A 16,971-nucleotide genomic window follows, 5' to 3' on the forward strand; every position below is an offset into this window, starting at 1 on the left:
GTACCGGGCCACGCCCCCGCTCCCCCGCACCGCCCACACCGGAACCGTCCTCTGGCGTGAAGCCCCGCTCAGGCCCGGATTCCTAGCGTCGTTCCCCATGAGAGCGTTCCCGAACACCCCGGGCTCCGCACCCCGCCGGGACTCCGAGCACACCCGGCCCGTGCCCGGGTCGACCGCCCACATGGCGCCGGCTGCCTCGACCACCCGCACGGTGCCGGTCGAGGCCGCCGCCGTGGTGGTGGGCGTCGCCACGACGCCCGCGCACGACCCGTTGCCGTTTGAGGGCTGCTCCGGGACGGCCGCGCTCGGCGAACGCGCCCCGGCGCACCCCGATGACAGCCGCGCGCACGGTCCGCTGCACCGGGCCGCGCTGCTCGCCGGTGCGAGCGCCCTGCTCTTCTCCGTCGCGGTGGTCTTCGCCCCGAGCGCGTCCGCCGTGCCCGCACCCCCGCGCACCGAGAACGCCGGCGCCCGGACCGCCGTCCTGGCCGCCAACGCCGTCACCCCCGACGCCCTGGCGCTGCCCGCCGACTTCGCCGCGGCGGCGGGGTACCGGCCCGCCATCGAATCGGGCCTGCTGGTCAATCCCGAGGGCGGCTGTTCCTCCCCCGTCCCGCTGCCCGCCGAGTTCGAGTTGGCTTGCAAGGCACACGATCTCGGCTACGACCTGCTCCGCTACGCGGGCGACCACGACCAGCCCCTCGGCCCCTGGGCCCGCCAGGCGCTGGACACCGCCCTCGACGAGCGCATGCACGACTCCTGCGCGGCCCGCCCGAACCCCCTGTCCCGCACCCGCTGCGAGTTCATGGCCGATGTGGCCGCCACGTTCGTAGACCTCAATTCCCGCCGCCAGGACTACGGCGTCCCGGTCCACGAGACATCCCCCTTCGACCGCACGCCCGGCCCCCTCTCCCCCGCGGCCGGCGTCGCCCTGTTCGTCACCGGAATCGGCACGGCCGCAGCGCTCGCCACCCGCATCACCCGCCGGAACCGCACCCGCCCCACCACCCCGGAGGCTCCCGAATGACCATCCAGCGCCCCCGCCCCACAGCCGAATTCGGCTCCACCCCGACCACATGGCGCACCCCCTCGGTCGAAGCCGCACCGCCCGAACGCCCGCCGAAATCGCACCCGCCGGTCAGCGACGACAAGTCGCTGACCGACCCGACACGCGTCCCACGCGAGTCGGCTTACGCAGATGCCGACGTCCCCGCCGCGCCGCACAGACCGCAGCCGCGACGAACGGATCCCGCGACCACACGGCGCAACCCTTCAGTCGATGCCGCACCGCCCAAATGCCCGTCCCGCTCGCACCCGGCGGCCAGCGACAACGAGCCTCTGGCCGACGCGGAGCGCCCGGCCCGCGTCCGACACGTTTCCGGCCACGAACACGCCGACGTGTCCGCCACACCGCGCAGACCGGAGGCGCGGCGAACGGATCCCGCCACCTCGGGCGAGTCGATCGACGACGACGTGTACGAAACGCCGCGCGACAACGCGGCCGAGTATCACCCGGGCACGCAGCCCGTCACTCCGGCTCGGGTCGAATCATTGGGCGAAGCAGGAGGTCTCGCACCGTTGCGCTCCGGCGCGCCGGGCAGAGCGGCCGTATCGCGTGCGGGGCGAGGATTCCTATCGCCGGTGCGACGCGCGGGTATCCAGGATCGTCTCGAACCTGTGGCGCTCGGTGACAGAGCCCGACATCACGACCGGTGCGTGGAATCGCGCCGGGGTCGAGAGAGCCCCGGTGTTCGCCTGAGCGCGAGGACAATCGACAAAGCGGAGCGGGCGGTGTCGAGGGTGGTGCGGCGGATCGTCGCGCCGCGGTTGAGTGTCACGGCGGGGGCCGGGGCGGGGGTGCTGGGGTCGTTGGCGCCGGGGCTGTTGCCGCGGACGGCGTCGGCGCAGGCGATCGTCACCTCGGTGCTGGTGATTCTCGGGTTGGGGGTGGCGGGGGTGGTGCGGATCGGGGTGCGGCGCTTCGGGATCGATACGGCGCGGTGGGGGCGGTGGCGGTCGCCTGCGCTGGGGGTCGTCGTGCTCGCGGTCGCGGCAGCGGTCGCGCGGGCCGAGCACTGGCAGAACCGGCTGCGCGGGGTCATGGGGGTGGCGGCTATCGGGCCCGGCTACTGGGGACTGTGGCTGGCGGAGTCCGTGGTCATTGTCGGGGTGATGGTTGGGTTGTGGGCCGGATTGCGCTGGGTGGTACGGCGATTGGGGAGGGTGCGCAGCCTCGCGGGCGCGGGGGCGCTGGCGTTGCTGACGCAGTTCATGATGGTGCCCACGATCGTCGAATGGCGGAAGTCCGCCTACGCGGCGGCCAACGCGGCCGTGGATCCGGCGGTGGTGCAACCGGATTCGCCTGCCCGGTCGGGGAGTCCGGTGTCGGCGGCGAGCTGGCCGTCGCTCGGGGCGCAGGGGCGCAGGTTCGTCGCCGGATCACCCGAGCGGGCGGTGCGGGTCTACGTGGGCATCTCCTCCGCGGGCGGCGTGGACGACCGGGTTGCCCTCGCGATCCGGGAGTTGGAGCGGACCGGCGCTTTTCAGCGCGGGCACCTGGTGGTGACCGTGCCCACCGGATCCGGATGGATCGACGGCGACGCGGCGCGCGGGCTGGACGAGCGGTTCGGCGGGGACGTGGCCCTGGTGGGCGTGCAGTACTCGAACGCGCCGAGCTGGGCCACGTTCCTGTTCGGGCGGGCGGCGGCCGAGGAATCGGCGCGCAAGCTGTTCGACGCTGTGGAGGAACGGATTTCGCGACTGGCACAACCACCGAAGCTCTACGTCTACGGGCAGAGCCTGGGCGCGGTCGGTGGCAGCGCGATCTTCGGGAGCGACGCCGAACAGGACGATCGCACCTGCGCCGCACTGTGGGCGGGTCCGCCCGCCAACGCCGCCCACCGCGCCGGCGGCACGATACTGGCCAACGCCTCCGACCCGGTCGTGCACTTCTCCCCCGCTCTGCTCTGGCGCGCACCGGATCTCACCGGCACCCGGCCGGACGCCCCTGTCCCGCCATGGATTCCGGTGCTGAGCTTCCTGCAGACCAGCGCGGATCTGCTCGCCGCGCTCGACGCCCCGCCCCGCCACGGGCACCGTTACGGGACGGACCAGGGCACGGCGCTGGGGTCGTGCTGACACCTGCGGAACCGCCGTCGTGGATCCCGGCCGCGACCTCTTCCCTCAGTTGGCCGGGTCCGGTTGCGGGCCGAGCTCGCGGCACAGATCGGTGGAGAGCCGTTCGATGACCGCCGCCGCGTCCAACCGCCGCCGCCACTGCTCGGGCACCGCGCGCGCCCCCAGCCGCGCGCCGAGCAGCGCCCCGCAGATCGCGCCGATGGAATCGCTGTCGCCGGAGTGGTTGACCGACAGCAGCACCCCGTTGCGGAAGATCTGTTCGGCGGTGCCGCCGATGGTCTCCGCGCACAGCGCCGCGCACACGGCGATGGCCAGCGCGTCGGGGCCGATGACGCCGTAGCCGAGTGATTCCAGCATGTCCGGTTCCGGCATGGGCCCGCCCCGGCGGGTGCTCGCGTCGGCGATGCGCACCGCGGTGGCCAGGCCGTCGGCGGTCTCCTCGTGCCCCCGGTAGCGGGTCAGTTCGCTGGCGGCCAGCTCCACCGACATGCGCAGATCCAGCCCGCAGGACAGCCCGAAGACGATCCCCGCGAAAGCCCCGGCCGGCAGCCACCCGCTCGGGTTGCCATGGGTCAACGCCGCGGCGTCACACGCGGATTCGAAGGCGTACCGCAGCGAATGCGTGAACCCGAACGGCGCCGAGCGCACCACCGCCGCACAGCCCTTGGAGTCGTTGATCGGCCGGTCCCGGGTGCCCAGTGGGGACCGCGGCTCGAGCCGCTGCGCCGCGGACTGCATGGCCGAGGTGGTGGCGTGCGTCGGCCCCCGGTAGGTCATCAACTCGGGATACCTGGTCAGCGCGCTGCCGAGCGGGTCGGGCTGCTCCGGCACCTGGACACCCTGCCCGCGCAACCAGGACAGCAGCCCCATCTGCACCAGCCCGGACACGGTGACCCCGCTGCTGCCCGCACGCTCGCGGATCGCGCCGCGGATCAGCGCCTCGACGGTGAACAGCGTCAATTGCGTCTCGTCCGAGATCCGGCCCTTGTACGAATCCTTCTCCCCGGTCACCCCGCGAGAACCGTAGCGCCGCAAGATATCCGGCAACGGCATGGATTCCACCGGCGCACCGAGCGCGTCACCCACCGCGCCGCCGAGCAGACAGCCGTGCACCACCTCGAAGGCCGGGCGCTTGAACCCCGCCGCGGCGGCCATCCGCGGTTCCTGCGGCGCACTCAGCGCCCGCGCCACGGCGTCGGCGAATTCCGCGCACGAGCGATACCGATCCTGCGGGTCCTTGGCCAGCGCCCGCCGCAGCACCGCGTCCACCGCCTGCGGCAACTCCGCCCGGAAGGCGCTCGCCGCCGGGGGCGGCTGCTGAATGTGCCCGATGACGACCGTGCCGATGTGCGCGGAGTCGAAGGGCCCGCGCCCGGTCAGCATGCGAAACAACGTGCAGGCCAAGGAATATTGATCCGAGCGCGGCCCCAGCTTGGCGTTGGTGAGCTGTTCCGGCGAGGCGAACGCCAGTGTGGCGTTGAGCATTCCGGTCTGGGTCAGCACCACGGGATCGTCCAGGACCCGCGCGATGCCGAAGTCGCTGAGCACCACCCGCTCGCTGAATCCGCTGCCCGCGCCGGCCGAGGCGGACAGCAAGATGTTGGCGGGCTTCACATCCCGGTGCAGCACGCCCCGCAGGTGCGCGTAGTCCAGCGCGGCGGCGGTCTGGGTGATGATCTCGAGCGCTCGTTCCGGGGCCAGTGTGCGCGCGTCCAGCGCCATGCAGTCGGTGCCGTCCACGTACTGCATGGCGATCCACAGCTGCTCGTCCTCGACCCCGCGGTCGTAGACGTTGACGATATTGGGGTGGTCCAGCAGCGCGACCACATCGGCTTCGCGTTCGAAGCGCGCCCGGGTGTCCGGATTGCCGAACAGGTTCCGGTGCAGCAGTTTCAGGGCGATGAGCTTGGGCAGGCGCGGATGCCGGGCGGAGTAGACCGAACCCATTCCGCCGCGACCAACTTCGCGGTCGATCGAGTAGCCCGCGAAGATCTCACCCGGCCGCAACATCCCCAATTTCCTCCACCGCTAGAACATGTGGAGCCTACCGGGTCGCCGACGCACCGCACCCCTTTCATGACACGCCGAGGGCGCGAAACGAAAGAGGTGCGGTTACAGCGGTTGTGGCCGAACTCAGGCGATCGGACCGCGCGCGAGTTCGTAGGCCGCGCCGACCCGGTACAGCCGGTCGTCGGCCAGCGCCGGGGCCATGATCTGCAGACCCACCGGCAGCCCGTCGTCGGCGCTGAGCCCGGACGGCACCGACATGCCGCAGTGCCCGGCCAGGTTGGTGGGCAGCGTGCACAGGTCCGAGAGGTACATGGCGAGCGGGTCGTTGACCTTCTCGCCCAGCTTCCACGGCGTGAACGGGCTGGTCGGAGAGACCAGCACGTCGACGCTCTCGTACGCGCGGTCGAAGTCGCGCGCGATGAGGGTGCGGACCTTGAGCGCCTGACCGTAGTAGGCGTCGTAGTAGCCCGCCGACAGCGCGTAGGTGCCGATCATGATGCGGCGCTTGACCTCCGGGCCGAACCCGGCCTCACGGCTGAGCGACATGACCTGATCGGCGCTGTGCGTGCCGTCGTCACCGGCGCGCAGGCCGTACCGCATGGCGTCGAAGCGCGCCAGGTTGGACGACACCTCCGACGGCATGACCAGGTAGTAGGCGGCGAGCGCGTGCTCGAAGTTGGGGCAGGACACCTCGATGACCTCGGCCCCGAGATCCTTGAGCTGGGCCACGGCCGCGTCGAAGGACGCGATGACGCCGGGCTGGTAGCTGTCCGAGTGCAGTTCCTTGACGACGCCGACCTTCACACCGGTCAGATCGCCCTTCATGCCCTCGCGGGCCGCCGCGACCACGGGCGCGACCGGCACGTTGCGCGAGGTGGAGTCGCGCGGGTCGTACCCGGCGATGACCTCGTGCAGCAGCGCGGTGTCCAGCACGGTGCGACCGCAGGGCCCGCCCTGATCGAGGGAGGACGCGCACGCGACCAGGCCGTAGCGCGAGACCGTGCCGTAGGTGGGCTTGGTGCCGACGGTCGCGGTGACCGCGGCGGGCTGGCGGATCGAGCCGCCGGTGTCGGTGCCGATGGCCAGCGGGGCCTGGTACGACGCCAGCGCCGCGGCCGAGCCGCCGCCCGATCCGCCCGGAATGCGCGTGGTGTCCCACGGGTTTCGGGTCGGGCCGTAGGCGGAGTTCTCGGTGGAGGAGCCCATCGCGAACTCGTCCATGTTGGTCTTGCCGAGAATCGGGATGCCGGCCTGACGCAGCTTGGTGGTCAGCGTGGCGTCGTACGGGGAGACCCAGCCCTCGAGGATCTTGGATCCGCAGGTGGTGGGCATGTCCGTGGTGGTGAAAACGTCCTTGAGCGCCAAGGGAACACCCGCGAGCGCGGAGGCCACCTCGCCGCCGGCGATGGCGCGATCCACCTCGGCGGCCGCGAGCAGCGCCTGCTCACCGGCCACGTGCAGGAAGGCGTTGATCTCGCCGTCGACCTCGGCGATCCGGGCGATGTGCGCCTCGGTCACCTCGACCGAGGAGATCTCGCGCGCGTGGATCTTCTCGGCCAGCGCGGACGCGTCCAGCTTGGTCAGGTCGCTCATTCGCCCTCTCCCAGAATCTGCGGAACCAGGAAGCGCTGCTCCTCGACGGCCGGTGCGGCCGCCAGGGCCTGCTCCGGAGTCAGACTGGGCTGCACCACATCCGGGCGCGTCACATTGGTCGCCGGATTCGGGGACGCGGTGGCGGGGACATCAGCGGCGGCGACCTCGGAGATGGACGCCACGTGGGTCAGGATGACATCCAGCTGACCGGCGTACAGATCGAGTTCGTCATCGGTCAAGGCAAGCCTGGACAACCGGGCGAGGTGTGCGACCTCGTCCCTGGAGATGGCGGGCACCGCGGGACCCCTTTCGGCAGGTTCGGGCGAGAGATTCGGCCGAGGACAGCCTAGCGACTCGTGACTGGCAGTCGGCCACAGGCTGTCGGCATACTGGGATACGGTCGATAGGTAACCGTTCGGTAAGTGACCCACATCACTCACATCGCTTCGATTCGATAACCAGCGATGGAGGGTGTAAATATTGCGGGACTCGGGTACCCGTCCGAAAGTTTCGGTCGCACAGGAAAGAAAGGAAGGCACGTGTCCTATTTGCTTCGCGTGCAACTTCCGGATCGTCCAGGCAGTCTCGGCTCACTCGCTCTCGCACTGGGTTCCGTCGGCGCCGACATCCTCTCGCTGGATGTCGTCGAACGCGGTGACGGTTTCGCGATCGACGACATAGTGGTCGAGGTTCCGACGGGCGCCCTCCCGGACACTTTGATCACCGCCGCCGAGTCGCTGCACGATGTGCAGGTCGATTCGCTGCGCCCGTACTCGGGCATGCTCGACACGCACCGCGAGCTCGAGCTCATCGATCAGGTCGCCAACGCCCGGGACGACCGCCTGCAGGTGCTGGTCGACGGCGTGCCCCGGGTGCTGCGCGTGGGCTGGAGCACGATCATCGACATGGGTCCCTCGGGCGCGTTCCGGGTCGTCGGCAGCCAGAGCGCGCCGTCCACGCAGGCCGCCAACGTGCCCTGGATGCCGCTCGAGAAGCCCGCGGCGCTCGACGGCGAAGCGGACTGGGTGCCGCAGCTGTGGAGCGACATGGACACCAAGCTGGCGGCCGCGCCGCTCGGCAACACCGGCAAGGTGCTGCTGCTGGGCCGCCCGGGCGGGCCGGACTTCCGGCCCTCGGAAGTCGCGCGCCTGGGCTATCTCGCCGGGATAGTGGCTACCGTTCTGGGCTGAGTCGCCGCTTCTCCCTTCCTTTTTCGCGCGCCGGTGTGAGGTCATTCATACCGGCGCGTTTTGCTGTGCGCGCCAAGTATTTTCACGCCGCTGCCGGAAACGCCCAGCCGATTCTCAGGCTCTTCCTACTATCCGGGTACGTAGATTACCTACTATCTGAGTACGTAGATTGAGTCGAAGATCGAGAGAGGCAACGACGCCCATGCAGCAGTACCGATCACCCTCGACACCCCGTGCCCGGCGATTCTCGCTGACCGTGGCACACCTGCTCGGCGCGGCCGCCGCCGCGACCATCACCGCGGGCGCGGCCGGCGCCGAATCCCTGTCCCGGGGCGATGTTTCCCCCGGCAACTCCGGCGCCGCGGCCAACCGGCAGGCACCCGCCGGGGCCGGTCCCGGCGGGCGGGACACCACCGGCGCGCACGCCATCGACCCGTTCGGCTACGGGCACACCGACTCGAGCCCACTGGCTCAGGGGCAGCATCAGGACGCGCTGCGCGACTATCACGCCCGCCAGCGACCGGCCCCGCGCACGCCCGCCGACGGCAACGGCGCGGCCACCTGGACGCCCACCGGGAACGCGGACGGCAACGGCTGGGCCGTGTGCCGCCCGCAGGCGAGCTGGTGCTGATCGTGCGACGACTACTCGGCCCCCTGACCATCGCGGCATTGGCCACCGCCGCACTGCCTTTCACCGGCGCGACCGCGCAGGCCCGCGGCATCGCCCCCGACGCCGCCCAGGCCTGCCTGTGGGACGGCGCGCCCTACCGCTCCGGCGCGACGGTCGTCGCGGGCGGCGACTCCTACCGCTGCGGCAGCCAGGCCGGCGCACCGTACTGGTTCCGCACGGCCGCTCCCGGCGCGACGAGCACCGTCGCCAACCCCGGCGCGAGCGGCGCGCCGCAGGGCCGATTCAGCGCTGGTGCACGGCAACCCGGCACCAGCTACAACGACTACTGCGTGGGCTACCAGCTGATCCCCGGCACCGACGACGTCTACCAGGTGGTCCGCCTCCCCGACGGGCGGATGTTCTGGAAGGCCGCCGCGCCGATCTCCCAGTGGCCGTTCGCCGCGAGCGGGCCGGATTCGGTACGGCCCGCCGAGACCTGGCGCAGCACCAGCTCGTGCAACGACGGCAATATGGCCTGAGGCGGCATGGTTTCGCCCGAGAGAGTGGCGGGCCCAGACCGCCCTGTCAGCTGTCCGGCCTGGTCGATCCGAGGCAGGGCCGGTTGGTGCTACGCGGGCGACGCGGCCTGATCCGGACCGGTCGCGAACCGCATGACGGTCAGTGGCAAGCCCGCCATGGTGAACCAATCCCTTTCCGGCGCATGGACGAACCCGATGCGGTCGTACATGCGCCGGGCATCCACCATGGCGGGCATGGTGGTCAGCACCACCGCGTCGAAACCCTCGGCGCGGGCGATCTCGAAGACCGCGTCCACCAGCGCCGTTCCGACCCCGAGCCCGCGCGCGGCCTTGGCGACCGCGAGCATGCGGAACTCCAGCTCGCCGGGGCGGGCGATGTCGGCGAACGCGGTGCCGGGGCGGGCCACGGTCAGCGAGCCGACAATCTCGCCCTCGTGCACCGCGACCAGGATCTGCGCGGCCCGGGCACGCGCGGGTGTGTCGGCGAGCTCGGCGACGTACGCGCTGGCCGGGTTGATGAAGCCCTCGCCCACGTAGGTGTCGACCGTGACCCGGCCGACCGCGTCGTACTCCCCGGCCCGCGCGTCACGGATCTCGACGACACGCTCTCGTGCACCCATGCTCACCACTCCGTTCACCTCACCGATTCCGAACGCCGACGCGTCGGCGACAAGCCTCGCACCCGATTCGACCACGGGCGCCACTGGCGGCAACGCGGTTGTGGAGACCATAGATTCCCGCGCGGTGAGCACCACGACCGATCGGCGGTCCGATGAGGTTTCCGCCCGAACCGTGGCGGCCCGTGGCAACTCGGGGGCGCTGCGCGACAACGCGGCGCGACATCGGGAAGGCGCACCGGCCCCCGCACCTCGTGCCGGGGCGGCGTCGCCTACTCGTCCGGCTGGGTCACGGCGTCGGGCCCGTCTTCGAGGAGGCGCTTGAACCCCTCCTCGTCGAGGATGGGCACGCCCAGCTCCTCGGCCTTGGCGGCCTTGGAGCCGGGGGCGTCGCCGATCACCACGAAGGCGGTCTTCTTGGAGACCGAGCTCGCGGCCTTGCCGCCGCGCAGCAGAATCGCCTCCTTCGCGCCGTCGCGGGTGAAGTCCACGAGCGAACCCGTCACCACAATGGACAGGCCCTCCAGATTGCGGGTGATCGACTCGTCGCGCTCGTCTTCCATCCGCACCCCCGCGGCGCGCCACTTGTCGACGATGTCGAGGTGCCACGGCACGGTCAGCCATTCCTCGAGCGCCGTCGCGATGGTCGGGCCGACGCCGTCCACGGCCGCCAGTTCCTCGGCCGAGGCCTCCTGGATGCGCTCCATGCTGCCGAACGCCGAGGCCAAAGCCCGTGCGGCCGTTGGCCCGACGTGCCGGATGGACAGCGCGACCAGCACCCGCCACAGCGGACGGTCCTTGGCCGACTCCAGATTCTGCAGCAGCCGTTTGCCGTTCTGCGACAGCGTGCCCTTGTTGTTGGTGAACAGCGACGTGGTCAGCAGCTTGTCCGCGTCGAGGTCGAACAGGTCGCCTTCGTCGCCGATGGCGTTCGACTTCAGCAGATCGACGGCGGCCTCGTAGCCCAGCGCCTCGATGTCGAACGCGCCGCGCCCGGCCACGTGGTAGACGCGCTCACGCAATTGGGCCGGGCAGAACCGCTGGTTCGGGCAGCGGATATCGGCGTCGCCCTCCTTGGCCGGGGCGAGTTCGGTGCCGCATTCGGGGCAGAGCGTCGGCATGACGAATTCGCGTTCGGCCCCGGTGCGGGCGTCGACCACCGGGCCGAGCACCTCGGGAATCACGTCACCGGCCTTGCGAATGGTGACGGTGTCGCCGATGAGCACACCCTTGCGCTTGACCTCGGAGGCATTGTGCAGGGTCGCCATCGAGACGGTGGACCCCGCGACGGTGACCGGGGCCATGACCGCGAACGGCGTCACCCGGCCGGTGCGCCCGACGTTCACCTGGATGTCCAGGAGCTTGGTCGTCACCTCCTCGGGCGGGTACTTGTAGGCGATGGCCCAGCGCGGCGCGCGCGAGGTCGCCCCGAGCCGGCGCTGCAGCGCGAAATCGTCGACCTTGACGACCTGGCCGTCGATCTCGTGCTCGATGTCGTGCCGGTGCTCGCCCCAGTAGGCGACACGCTCCAGCACCGCCTGCACGCCCCGCACCCGCACGGTGTGCGCGGACACCGGCAGGCCCCAGGCCGCCAGCGCCCGGTACGCCTCGTGCTGCGAGGCGGCGGTGAACCCCACCGAACGGCCGAAACCGTGGCAGATCATGCGCAGCCGGCGCCGGGCGGTGACCGCCGGATCCTTCTGCCGCAGCGATCCGGCCGCGGTGTTGCGCGGATTGGCGTACGGCGCTTTGCCTTCCGCGACGATCGAGGCGTTCAGATTCGCGAAGTCCGCGAGCGTCATGTACGCCTCGCCGCGCACCTCCAGCAGCTTCGGGATCGGGAATTCGGCGGTGCCGGTCAGCGTGTGCGGAATGTCGTCGATGGTGCGGGCATTGAGGGTGACATCCTCCCCGGTCGCGCCGTCGCCGCGGGTGGCCCCGCGCACCAGCCTGCCGTCCTCGTAAACCAGGTTGAGCGCGACGCCGTCGATCTTGACCTCGCAGACGAAGTCCGTGTCCGCGCCGGTCTCGGTCTCCACGCGCGCCACCCAGGCGCGCATCTCCTCCGCGTTGAAGACGTTGTCGAGCGAGTACATGCGCTCGAGGTGATCGACCGGCGCGAACTCGGTGGTGAAGCCGCCGCCGACCACCTGGGTCGGGGAATCCGGGGTGCGCAGATCCGGATGGGCGTCCTCGAGCGCGCTCAGGCGCTGGAACAGCTCGTCGAATTGGCCGTCGGAGATGGTGGGTGCGTCCCGGACGTAGTACCGGAACTGGTGATCGCGCACCTGCTCGGCCAGCTGCTGCCACCGCACGCGCTCGTCGCCACTCGCCGGGGTGATCTCGATTTCCGATTCGCTCACAACCCCTACGATAGTCCAGGCCACCGACAGGTTCGTGCGACATTCCCGCACGTCGGGGCGCATTTTTCCGAGATTTTCGGAGCCCGGTTCGCGGTCCGGGGCGGGCCGCGCGGGCCCGGCGGCCGAGTGCCGGATTCGGCTCTCGCGGGCGTGATTTCGCGGTCGCCCGGCAGCGGCATTCCGGCCGCGGGCGCGCAGACGGCAGAACTCCCGGCTTGGCCGGGCGGCCCGGTCTCGTGTTGGCTGTCGGCGTGGAGTCTGCAGGGTCGGCGAAGTCCGTGACATCGGTGCGGCTCGCGAAATCCAAGGGTGTGCGAATCGCCGTCGAGGTGCTCGGGTGGGGCGCGGTGGCGGCCGGGGCGCTCGGAATCGGCTTGCACTTCAGTCGATCCGACGCGCAGCCGCTGGTGCTCGCGGCCTCGCTCGCGCCGTATCTGATGGCTTGCGCGCTGGTGGGCGCAGTGGTGTTCGGGGTCGCGCGGCGCTGGACCGGAGCCGGGATCGCGGTCGCGGTGCTGGGCGTCGCCGTGGCGACGCAGGTTCCGCTGTTCGCCGGCGATCCCGAAGGCGAGGGGCCCGAGATCACGGTCATGCAGGCGAATCTGCTGTTCGACGGGGCGGATCCGGGCGTGCTGGTCGAGCAGGTGCGGAACCGGAACGTCACGCTGCTGACCGTCAACGAGCTCACCGCGCCGGCGATCGAGGCGCTCGGCCGGGCGGGACTGGATCAGCTGCTGCCGTACAAGTACGTCTCCCCCGCGAAAACAGCTGCCGGAACCGGGATCTGGAGCGCGTATCCGCTCACCGACACCGTCGAGTACGACGGCTACATCCTGAATCAGCTCTCGGCCACGGCGACCCTGCCCGGGATCGGGCCCGTCACCGTCTTTGCCCTGCACCCGGTTCCGCCGGTTTACGGCACCGACGTGTGGGCCGACGAGCTGTCCCGGCTGCGCGCGATTCTGGACGCGGCGCCGGCCGACCGGCCCGTCATCGCGGGCGGCGATCTGAACGCCACCTACAACCACGCGCAGTATCGCGCAATGGTTTCCGGCCGCTACGCCGACGCCGCCGAACAGGCCGGAGCGGGCTACCTGCGCACCTATCCGACCGATAAGCCCTGGCCACCCCTGGTCGGGATCGATCACATCCTGCTGTCCGGCGCGCACGCGGCGGCGGTGGAAACGGTCGAGTTGCCGGGCGCGGATCATCGCGCGCTCGTGGCGCGAATCCAGCTGAGGCCCCGTTACTCCGGTGTGTCGCGGACCCGTGCCGGTGTGTCGCGTTCACCGGGACGGTTGTCCGAAAGGTGAGAGTCGCATTTCGGGCTCGCTACCGGCAGGATGACCAGGGTGTTGCGCAGTTTTCAGGTGACGAACCACCGATCCCTCGCCGAGCCGCAGGAGCTGCGACTCACCCGCGGCAATGGCCCGGTTGCCGCCCCGGTCACCGCCGTATACGGTGCGGCCGCCACCGGGAAGACCGGGCTGGTCGACGCCCTGGACCGCATGCGTGACGCGGTGCTGAACTCGGTCACCGGCTGGGACCCGTTCTCCGGGCCCGTCCGGACCCCGCATCTCGGATTCGCGGACCGCCCTTCGGAATTCGTCGCGCACTTCGTCGCCGAGGGATGCCCGTATACGTACGGCTTCAAACTCGACAACGCCGATGTGAGCGCGGAATGGCTGCATTCGCATCCGCACAACCGCAAGCGCGTGGTCTTCGACCGGCACGGGGACGACATCCGCATCGGGCCCATGTTCGAGGCCGCCCGCTACGGACTGGGCGCGGTGGTGCCGCTGGTGCGGCCGAACGCCCTGCTGCTCAGCCTGTCCGGGCAGTTGTACGCCGAACCGCTGGTCCCGGCCTACCGCTGGTTCCAGTCGCTGCTGGAAGTGCAGGTGGGGCAACCCGATCCGAGCGACATCGCGCACCGGGTCGGCGCGCACATCTCCCGTTCCACCGAGCACGCCATGCGGTTGCTGACGCTGCTGCGCGGTGCGGACCTGGGCATCACCGATCTGCTGCTGCCCGAGGACGATCCGATGTACGCGGACTACCTGCGCGACCTGGACACCGATATCGCGGCCACCACCAAGGAGGTCGAGAACTGCACGATCTCGGCCAATTACGCCGAGGAGATGTTCCTCGAGCACGGCATCACCGTGACCCTGCTGCGCCGCGAGCTGGCGAATCTGTACGCCGCGCGCGACGCCCTGTACTCGCGGATGGTGGCGCGGCGCGGGGTGGGCCTGGGCCTGTCCCACGAGGGGATCGAGACCGCGTTCGACATCACCGACGAGTCCAGCGCGACGCTGTCGATGCTGCGGCTGCTGCCGCCGATGCTCGACGCCCTGGACGCGGGCGGGGTGCTCGCGGTCGACGACATCGACGCGCACCTGACCCCCGAGGTGGCGGATCGCCTGATCCAGCTGTTCCAGAACCCGGAGACGAATACCCAAGGCGCGCAACTGGTGTTCACCACCGCGAATCGCAGTCTGATCGACCGCGGCAACGGGCGGTCCCAGACCAAGCGGACGACGGTGTGGCAGCTGCGGCGCGGGGAGTTCGGGATCACGGACCTCACTCCGCAGTGAGGGTGGTGCGACGGCGGTGGACGCCGGCGGCCGGTCTGTGCCGAACCCCCACCGCGTAATTCGGTGGCCCGCAGGTCCATATGTGAGCGCAGCTCCGGACAGCGGGTGGCCGCGCCGCGCAGGCCGGCGGGCGTCGGCCCATGCGGCGCATCGCGCATCGAATGACCGGTGCGGCCCACAACGGATTCACCACAGGTTGCGGGCGAGGGAATGACGCTGGTCGCGTAGCAGGGCGGCCGGGTGCGGCTGTCGTCGGCGCGGGTGGTCGCCGGTCGCGGCGGAGCTCGTCGCGGGTGTGGTCGCCGCGCGGGGGCGGGGTCGGGGCGGAGAAACGGACATCCGGGGGCCTAGCATGGGCTTCATGCTGGAGCTTGCGTTCGTCGTGTTGCTCGTCGGCGTGCTGGTCGCGTCGCTCATGTACTACCGGCGTGCGCGGGACGGCGCGCCGTTGGGGGCGAACGCCGAAGAGGGGACGCTGTACGTCCACGGGGTCAGCCCGCATCCGCAGGTGACCGGCGAGCAGTACGTCACCCTCACCGGGAGCATCTCCGGGCCGTCGGTGGTCGCGCACGAGGTGTACGGGCGGTTCGCGTGGGACACCACGCAGTGGCCGTCCGTCGGCGATCAGATCGCGGTCGTGTACCCGGCGGGGAAACCGGACAGCTGGTCCATCGCGCATCCGGGGGCGCGGCCGTACTTCGGGTCCAAGCAGTCGCGGGAACAGGGGCCGGGGCAGCAAGGTTTCCCGCAGCACGAGCAGCTGAACCAGGACCCGTTCGGCACGCCCGGTCAGCCAGGCCAGCCGGGCCAGCCGGGCCAGCCGGGCCAGGATCCGTTCCGCAAGCCCGACCAGCCGGGCGACCAGCGCCCCTGAGTCTCGACCGGCGACGCCGCGCACGGCGACCAGCGCTACCGGGCATCGAGCCGCGAGGCCGCGGCCGGCAACCCCGCGGCCCTGGTCATCCGGGCGGCTCGTGCCCTGTCGTACGGTGCGATACCGCGTCCATCGGCGGCCTTCGGACGCGCCACCGATTGCCCCGCGTCAGCGAGTCGCCGGGTCGGTGAAGTCCAGGGACTCGGGCTCGTCGGCGTAGACGGCGGCCGTCTCGGTCGCCAGGGTCAGGGCCTTGCGCGCCCACTCCAGCGACGCACCGGCGAGGCCACAGGCGGGTGAGACCAGGATCTGCTCGGCCAGCAGGCGGCGGGGGAAGCCCAGGCGATCCATCAGGCGCACACCGGGTTCGGCTACGTCGCGCCAGGTGATGGGCAGGTCGGGCGGCGTGGTGGGGACCAGGCCGAGCACCAGATGCCTGCCGTCGTCGAGCAATTCGCCGACGCGGTCGAGGTCGGCGACGCCGATCGCGGCCATGTCGAAGGCGACGCCCGCGGCGGCCGACTTGCGCAGGAACCCGAGCGCCGGGCTCGCCGAGCAGCTGTGCAGCAGGACCGGGCCGGGCTGGGCGGTGATGACCGTGTCGAGGATGTGCAGCGCCTCCGGTTCGGGCAGGGCGCGCACCGTGTTCAGGACGCTGACCCCGCGCAGGGTCCCCTCCAGCACCCGGGTCAGCAGTGGTTCGTCCAGCTGCAGCAGGACTTTCGCGCCGAGTCGCTTCTCGACCTCGGCGACGTGCCGGGCGATGCCCTCGGTGAGCGACTCCGAAAGATCGCGCACCGCACCGGAATCGGTGAGCACCCGGTGCCCGTGCGGCAGCTCCACCTCCGCCGCGAGAGTCAGCGGTCCCGTGACCTGAAGTTTGACCGTCCGCCCCGATCCCGCGAGACCCGCTGTCTCCCAGGCTTCTTCGAGTCGATCCAGATCCTCGCGCAGTAGATCGTGAGCCCGCCGCGCCACCGCACCCGGCCGGACCGCGAGCCGATACCCGCGCGTGGTGCCGTCGAAGCGCATGTCCACCAGCAGCGGCGACACCCGGCCGATCATGTCGGCCCCGACGCCCCGGGCGGGCAACTCCACCAGATGCGGCAGGCCGCCGAGTTCCCCGACCACGGTCGCGGCGGACTCACGCGCGTCGACGCCGGGCCAGGAGCCCATGCCGGTCGCGATGCCGCCGCGCAGCACCGAAACCCCGTCGTCGACGTCACTCATCCGCGCCACCACCGTTCACTCGGTCGTACCCGATATTTCGCAGCCGCCCGGTGACGACTACGCGAACCTTCGCACAGGCCCGCATCCGTGCGACGGACCGGGCACAACATTTCGGAGAACAGCCACCGGACCCGGACTCACAGCGCTCACGTTCCGCCAATTCGCGCGGAACGGCCGCGCTCCATTGTGCTCAGGACATGAATCCCGGCC

14 protein-coding genes are annotated in these 16,971 nt (G+C 70.9%); 8 read left to right on the forward strand and 6 right to left on the reverse strand.

Going from position 1 to position 16,971, the window contains the following annotated elements; genetic code table 11:
- Nucleotides 1-97: 97 nt before the first annotated feature.
- A complete protein-coding gene (locus ACFVBH_RS10135; protein WP_379001115.1) occupies nucleotides 98-1,027 on the forward strand; it encodes a hypothetical protein in 930 nt (309 codons plus the stop codon).
- Nucleotides 1,028-1,791: 764 nt separating this feature from the next.
- Complete coding sequence (locus tag ACFVBH_RS10140) at nucleotides 1,792-3,138, forward strand: alpha/beta-hydrolase family protein (RefSeq protein WP_379001116.1); 1,347 nt, start codon at nucleotides 1,792-1,794, stop codon at nucleotides 3,136-3,138.
- A gap of 45 nt (nucleotides 3,139-3,183) precedes the next feature.
- Here the strand turns inward: ACFVBH_RS10140 and ACFVBH_RS10145 are convergent, their stop codons facing one another.
- From ACFVBH_RS10145 to gatC, 3 genes are all read right to left on the reverse strand, one after another.
- A complete protein-coding gene (locus ACFVBH_RS10145; protein ID WP_354985147.1) occupies nucleotides 3,184-5,148 on the reverse strand; it encodes an ADP-ribosylglycohydrolase family protein in 1,965 nt (654 codons plus the stop codon).
- 123 nt (nucleotides 5,149-5,271) lie between these two features.
- A complete protein-coding gene (gatA, locus tag ACFVBH_RS10150) occupies nucleotides 5,272-6,741 on the reverse strand; it encodes an Asp-tRNA(Asn)/Glu-tRNA(Gln) amidotransferase subunit GatA (protein ID WP_379001117.1) in 1,470 nt (489 codons plus the stop codon).
- Complete coding sequence (gatC, locus tag ACFVBH_RS10155) at nucleotides 6,738-7,037, reverse strand: Asp-tRNA(Asn)/Glu-tRNA(Gln) amidotransferase subunit GatC (protein ID WP_354985145.1); 300 nt, start codon at nucleotides 7,035-7,037, stop codon at nucleotides 6,738-6,740. Before gatC ends, gatA begins: the two co-directional genes overlap by 4 nt.
- Nucleotides 7,038-7,280: 243 nt before the next feature.
- Here gatC and ACFVBH_RS10160 point away from each other — a divergent pair, with 243 nt between their 5' ends.
- The 3 genes from ACFVBH_RS10160 to ACFVBH_RS10170 all read left to right on the forward strand — a co-directional run bounded on the left by ACFVBH_RS10160 (nucleotide 7,281) and on the right by ACFVBH_RS10170 (nucleotide 9,080).
- A complete protein-coding gene (locus tag ACFVBH_RS10160) occupies nucleotides 7,281-7,931 on the forward strand; it encodes an amino acid-binding protein (RefSeq protein ID WP_354985144.1) in 651 nt (216 codons plus the stop codon).
- Between the two features lie 256 nt (nucleotides 7,932-8,187).
- A complete protein-coding gene (locus ACFVBH_RS10165; RefSeq protein ID WP_354985143.1) occupies nucleotides 8,188-8,562 on the forward strand; it encodes a hypothetical protein in 375 nt (124 codons plus the stop codon).
- Nucleotides 8,535-9,080: a hypothetical protein gene (locus ACFVBH_RS10170; RefSeq protein WP_379001118.1), complete on the forward strand. Its 546-nt coding sequence runs from the start codon at nucleotides 8,535-8,537 to the stop codon at nucleotides 9,078-9,080. The genes ACFVBH_RS10165 and ACFVBH_RS10170 overlap by 28 nt, the downstream gene beginning before the upstream one ends.
- Nucleotides 9,081-9,169: 89 nt before the next feature.
- On the opposite strand, the gene ACFVBH_RS10175 is transcribed toward ACFVBH_RS10170, so the two are convergent.
- A complete protein-coding gene (locus ACFVBH_RS10175) occupies nucleotides 9,170-9,700 on the reverse strand; it encodes a GNAT family N-acetyltransferase (RefSeq protein ID WP_354985141.1) in 531 nt (176 codons plus the stop codon).
- A gap of 269 nt (nucleotides 9,701-9,969) precedes the next feature.
- Nucleotides 9,970-12,060 carry an NAD-dependent DNA ligase LigA gene (gene ligA / locus ACFVBH_RS10180; protein ID WP_379001119.1) on the reverse strand — a complete coding sequence of 697 codons (2,091 nt, stop codon included), beginning with the start codon at nucleotides 12,058-12,060 and terminating at the stop codon, nucleotides 9,970-9,972.
- A gap of 251 nt (nucleotides 12,061-12,311) precedes the next feature.
- On the opposite strand from ligA, the gene ACFVBH_RS10185 reads away from it, so the two are divergent.
- From ACFVBH_RS10185 to ACFVBH_RS10195, 3 genes are all read left to right on the forward strand, one after another.
- Entirely contained in the window at nucleotides 12,312-13,373 is a 1,062-nt protein-coding gene (locus tag ACFVBH_RS10185; RefSeq protein ID WP_379001120.1) for an endonuclease/exonuclease/phosphatase family protein, read from the forward strand.
- Nucleotides 13,374-13,430: 57 nt separating this feature from the next.
- Nucleotides 13,431-14,657, forward strand: a complete 1,227-nt coding sequence (locus ACFVBH_RS10190) for an ATP-binding protein (RefSeq protein WP_354985138.1) — start codon at nucleotides 13,431-13,433, stop codon at nucleotides 14,655-14,657.
- 361 nt (nucleotides 14,658-15,018) lie between these two features.
- Nucleotides 15,019-15,531: a hypothetical protein gene (locus tag ACFVBH_RS10195; protein WP_379001121.1), complete on the forward strand. Its 513-nt coding sequence runs from the start codon at nucleotides 15,019-15,021 to the stop codon at nucleotides 15,529-15,531.
- A 168-nt stretch (nucleotides 15,532-15,699) separates the two neighbouring features.
- Here ACFVBH_RS10195 and ACFVBH_RS10200 read toward each other — a convergent pair whose 3' ends face one another.
- Complete coding sequence (locus tag ACFVBH_RS10200; RefSeq protein WP_379001122.1) at nucleotides 15,700-16,761, reverse strand: methionine synthase; 1,062 nt, start codon at nucleotides 16,759-16,761, stop codon at nucleotides 15,700-15,702.
- Nucleotides 16,762-16,971 lie beyond the last annotated feature (210 nt).

Origin of the sequence: Nocardia sp. NPDC057668 (assembly GCF_042799795.1) — a bacterium.
Classification (GTDB): domain Bacteria; phylum Actinomycetota; class Actinomycetes; order Mycobacteriales; family Mycobacteriaceae; genus Nocardia.

Excerpts from the sequence above, each read along its gene's own strand:
- ACFVBH_RS10195 (WP_379001121.1), top strand. The coding sequence starts at position 15,019 with ATGCTGGAGCTTGCGTTCGTCGTGTTGCTCGTCGGCGTGCTGGTCGCG.
- ACFVBH_RS10200 (WP_379001122.1), bottom strand. The coding sequence starts at position 16,761 with ATGAGTGACGTCGACGACGGGGTTTCGGTGCTGCGCGGCGGCATCGCG.
- ACFVBH_RS10135 (WP_379001115.1), top strand. The coding sequence starts at position 98 with ATGAGAGCGTTCCCGAACACCCCGGGCTCCGCACCCCGCCGGGACTCC.
- ACFVBH_RS10175 (WP_354985141.1), bottom strand. The coding sequence starts at position 9,700 with ATGGGTGCACGAGAGCGTGTCGTCGAGATCCGTGACGCGCGGGCCGGG.
- ACFVBH_RS10145 (WP_354985147.1), bottom strand. The coding sequence starts at position 5,148 with ATGTTGCGGCCGGGTGAGATCTTCGCGGGCTACTCGATCGACCGCGAA.
- gatA (WP_379001117.1), bottom strand. The coding sequence starts at position 6,741 with ATGAGCGACCTGACCAAGCTGGACGCGTCCGCGCTGGCCGAGAAGATC.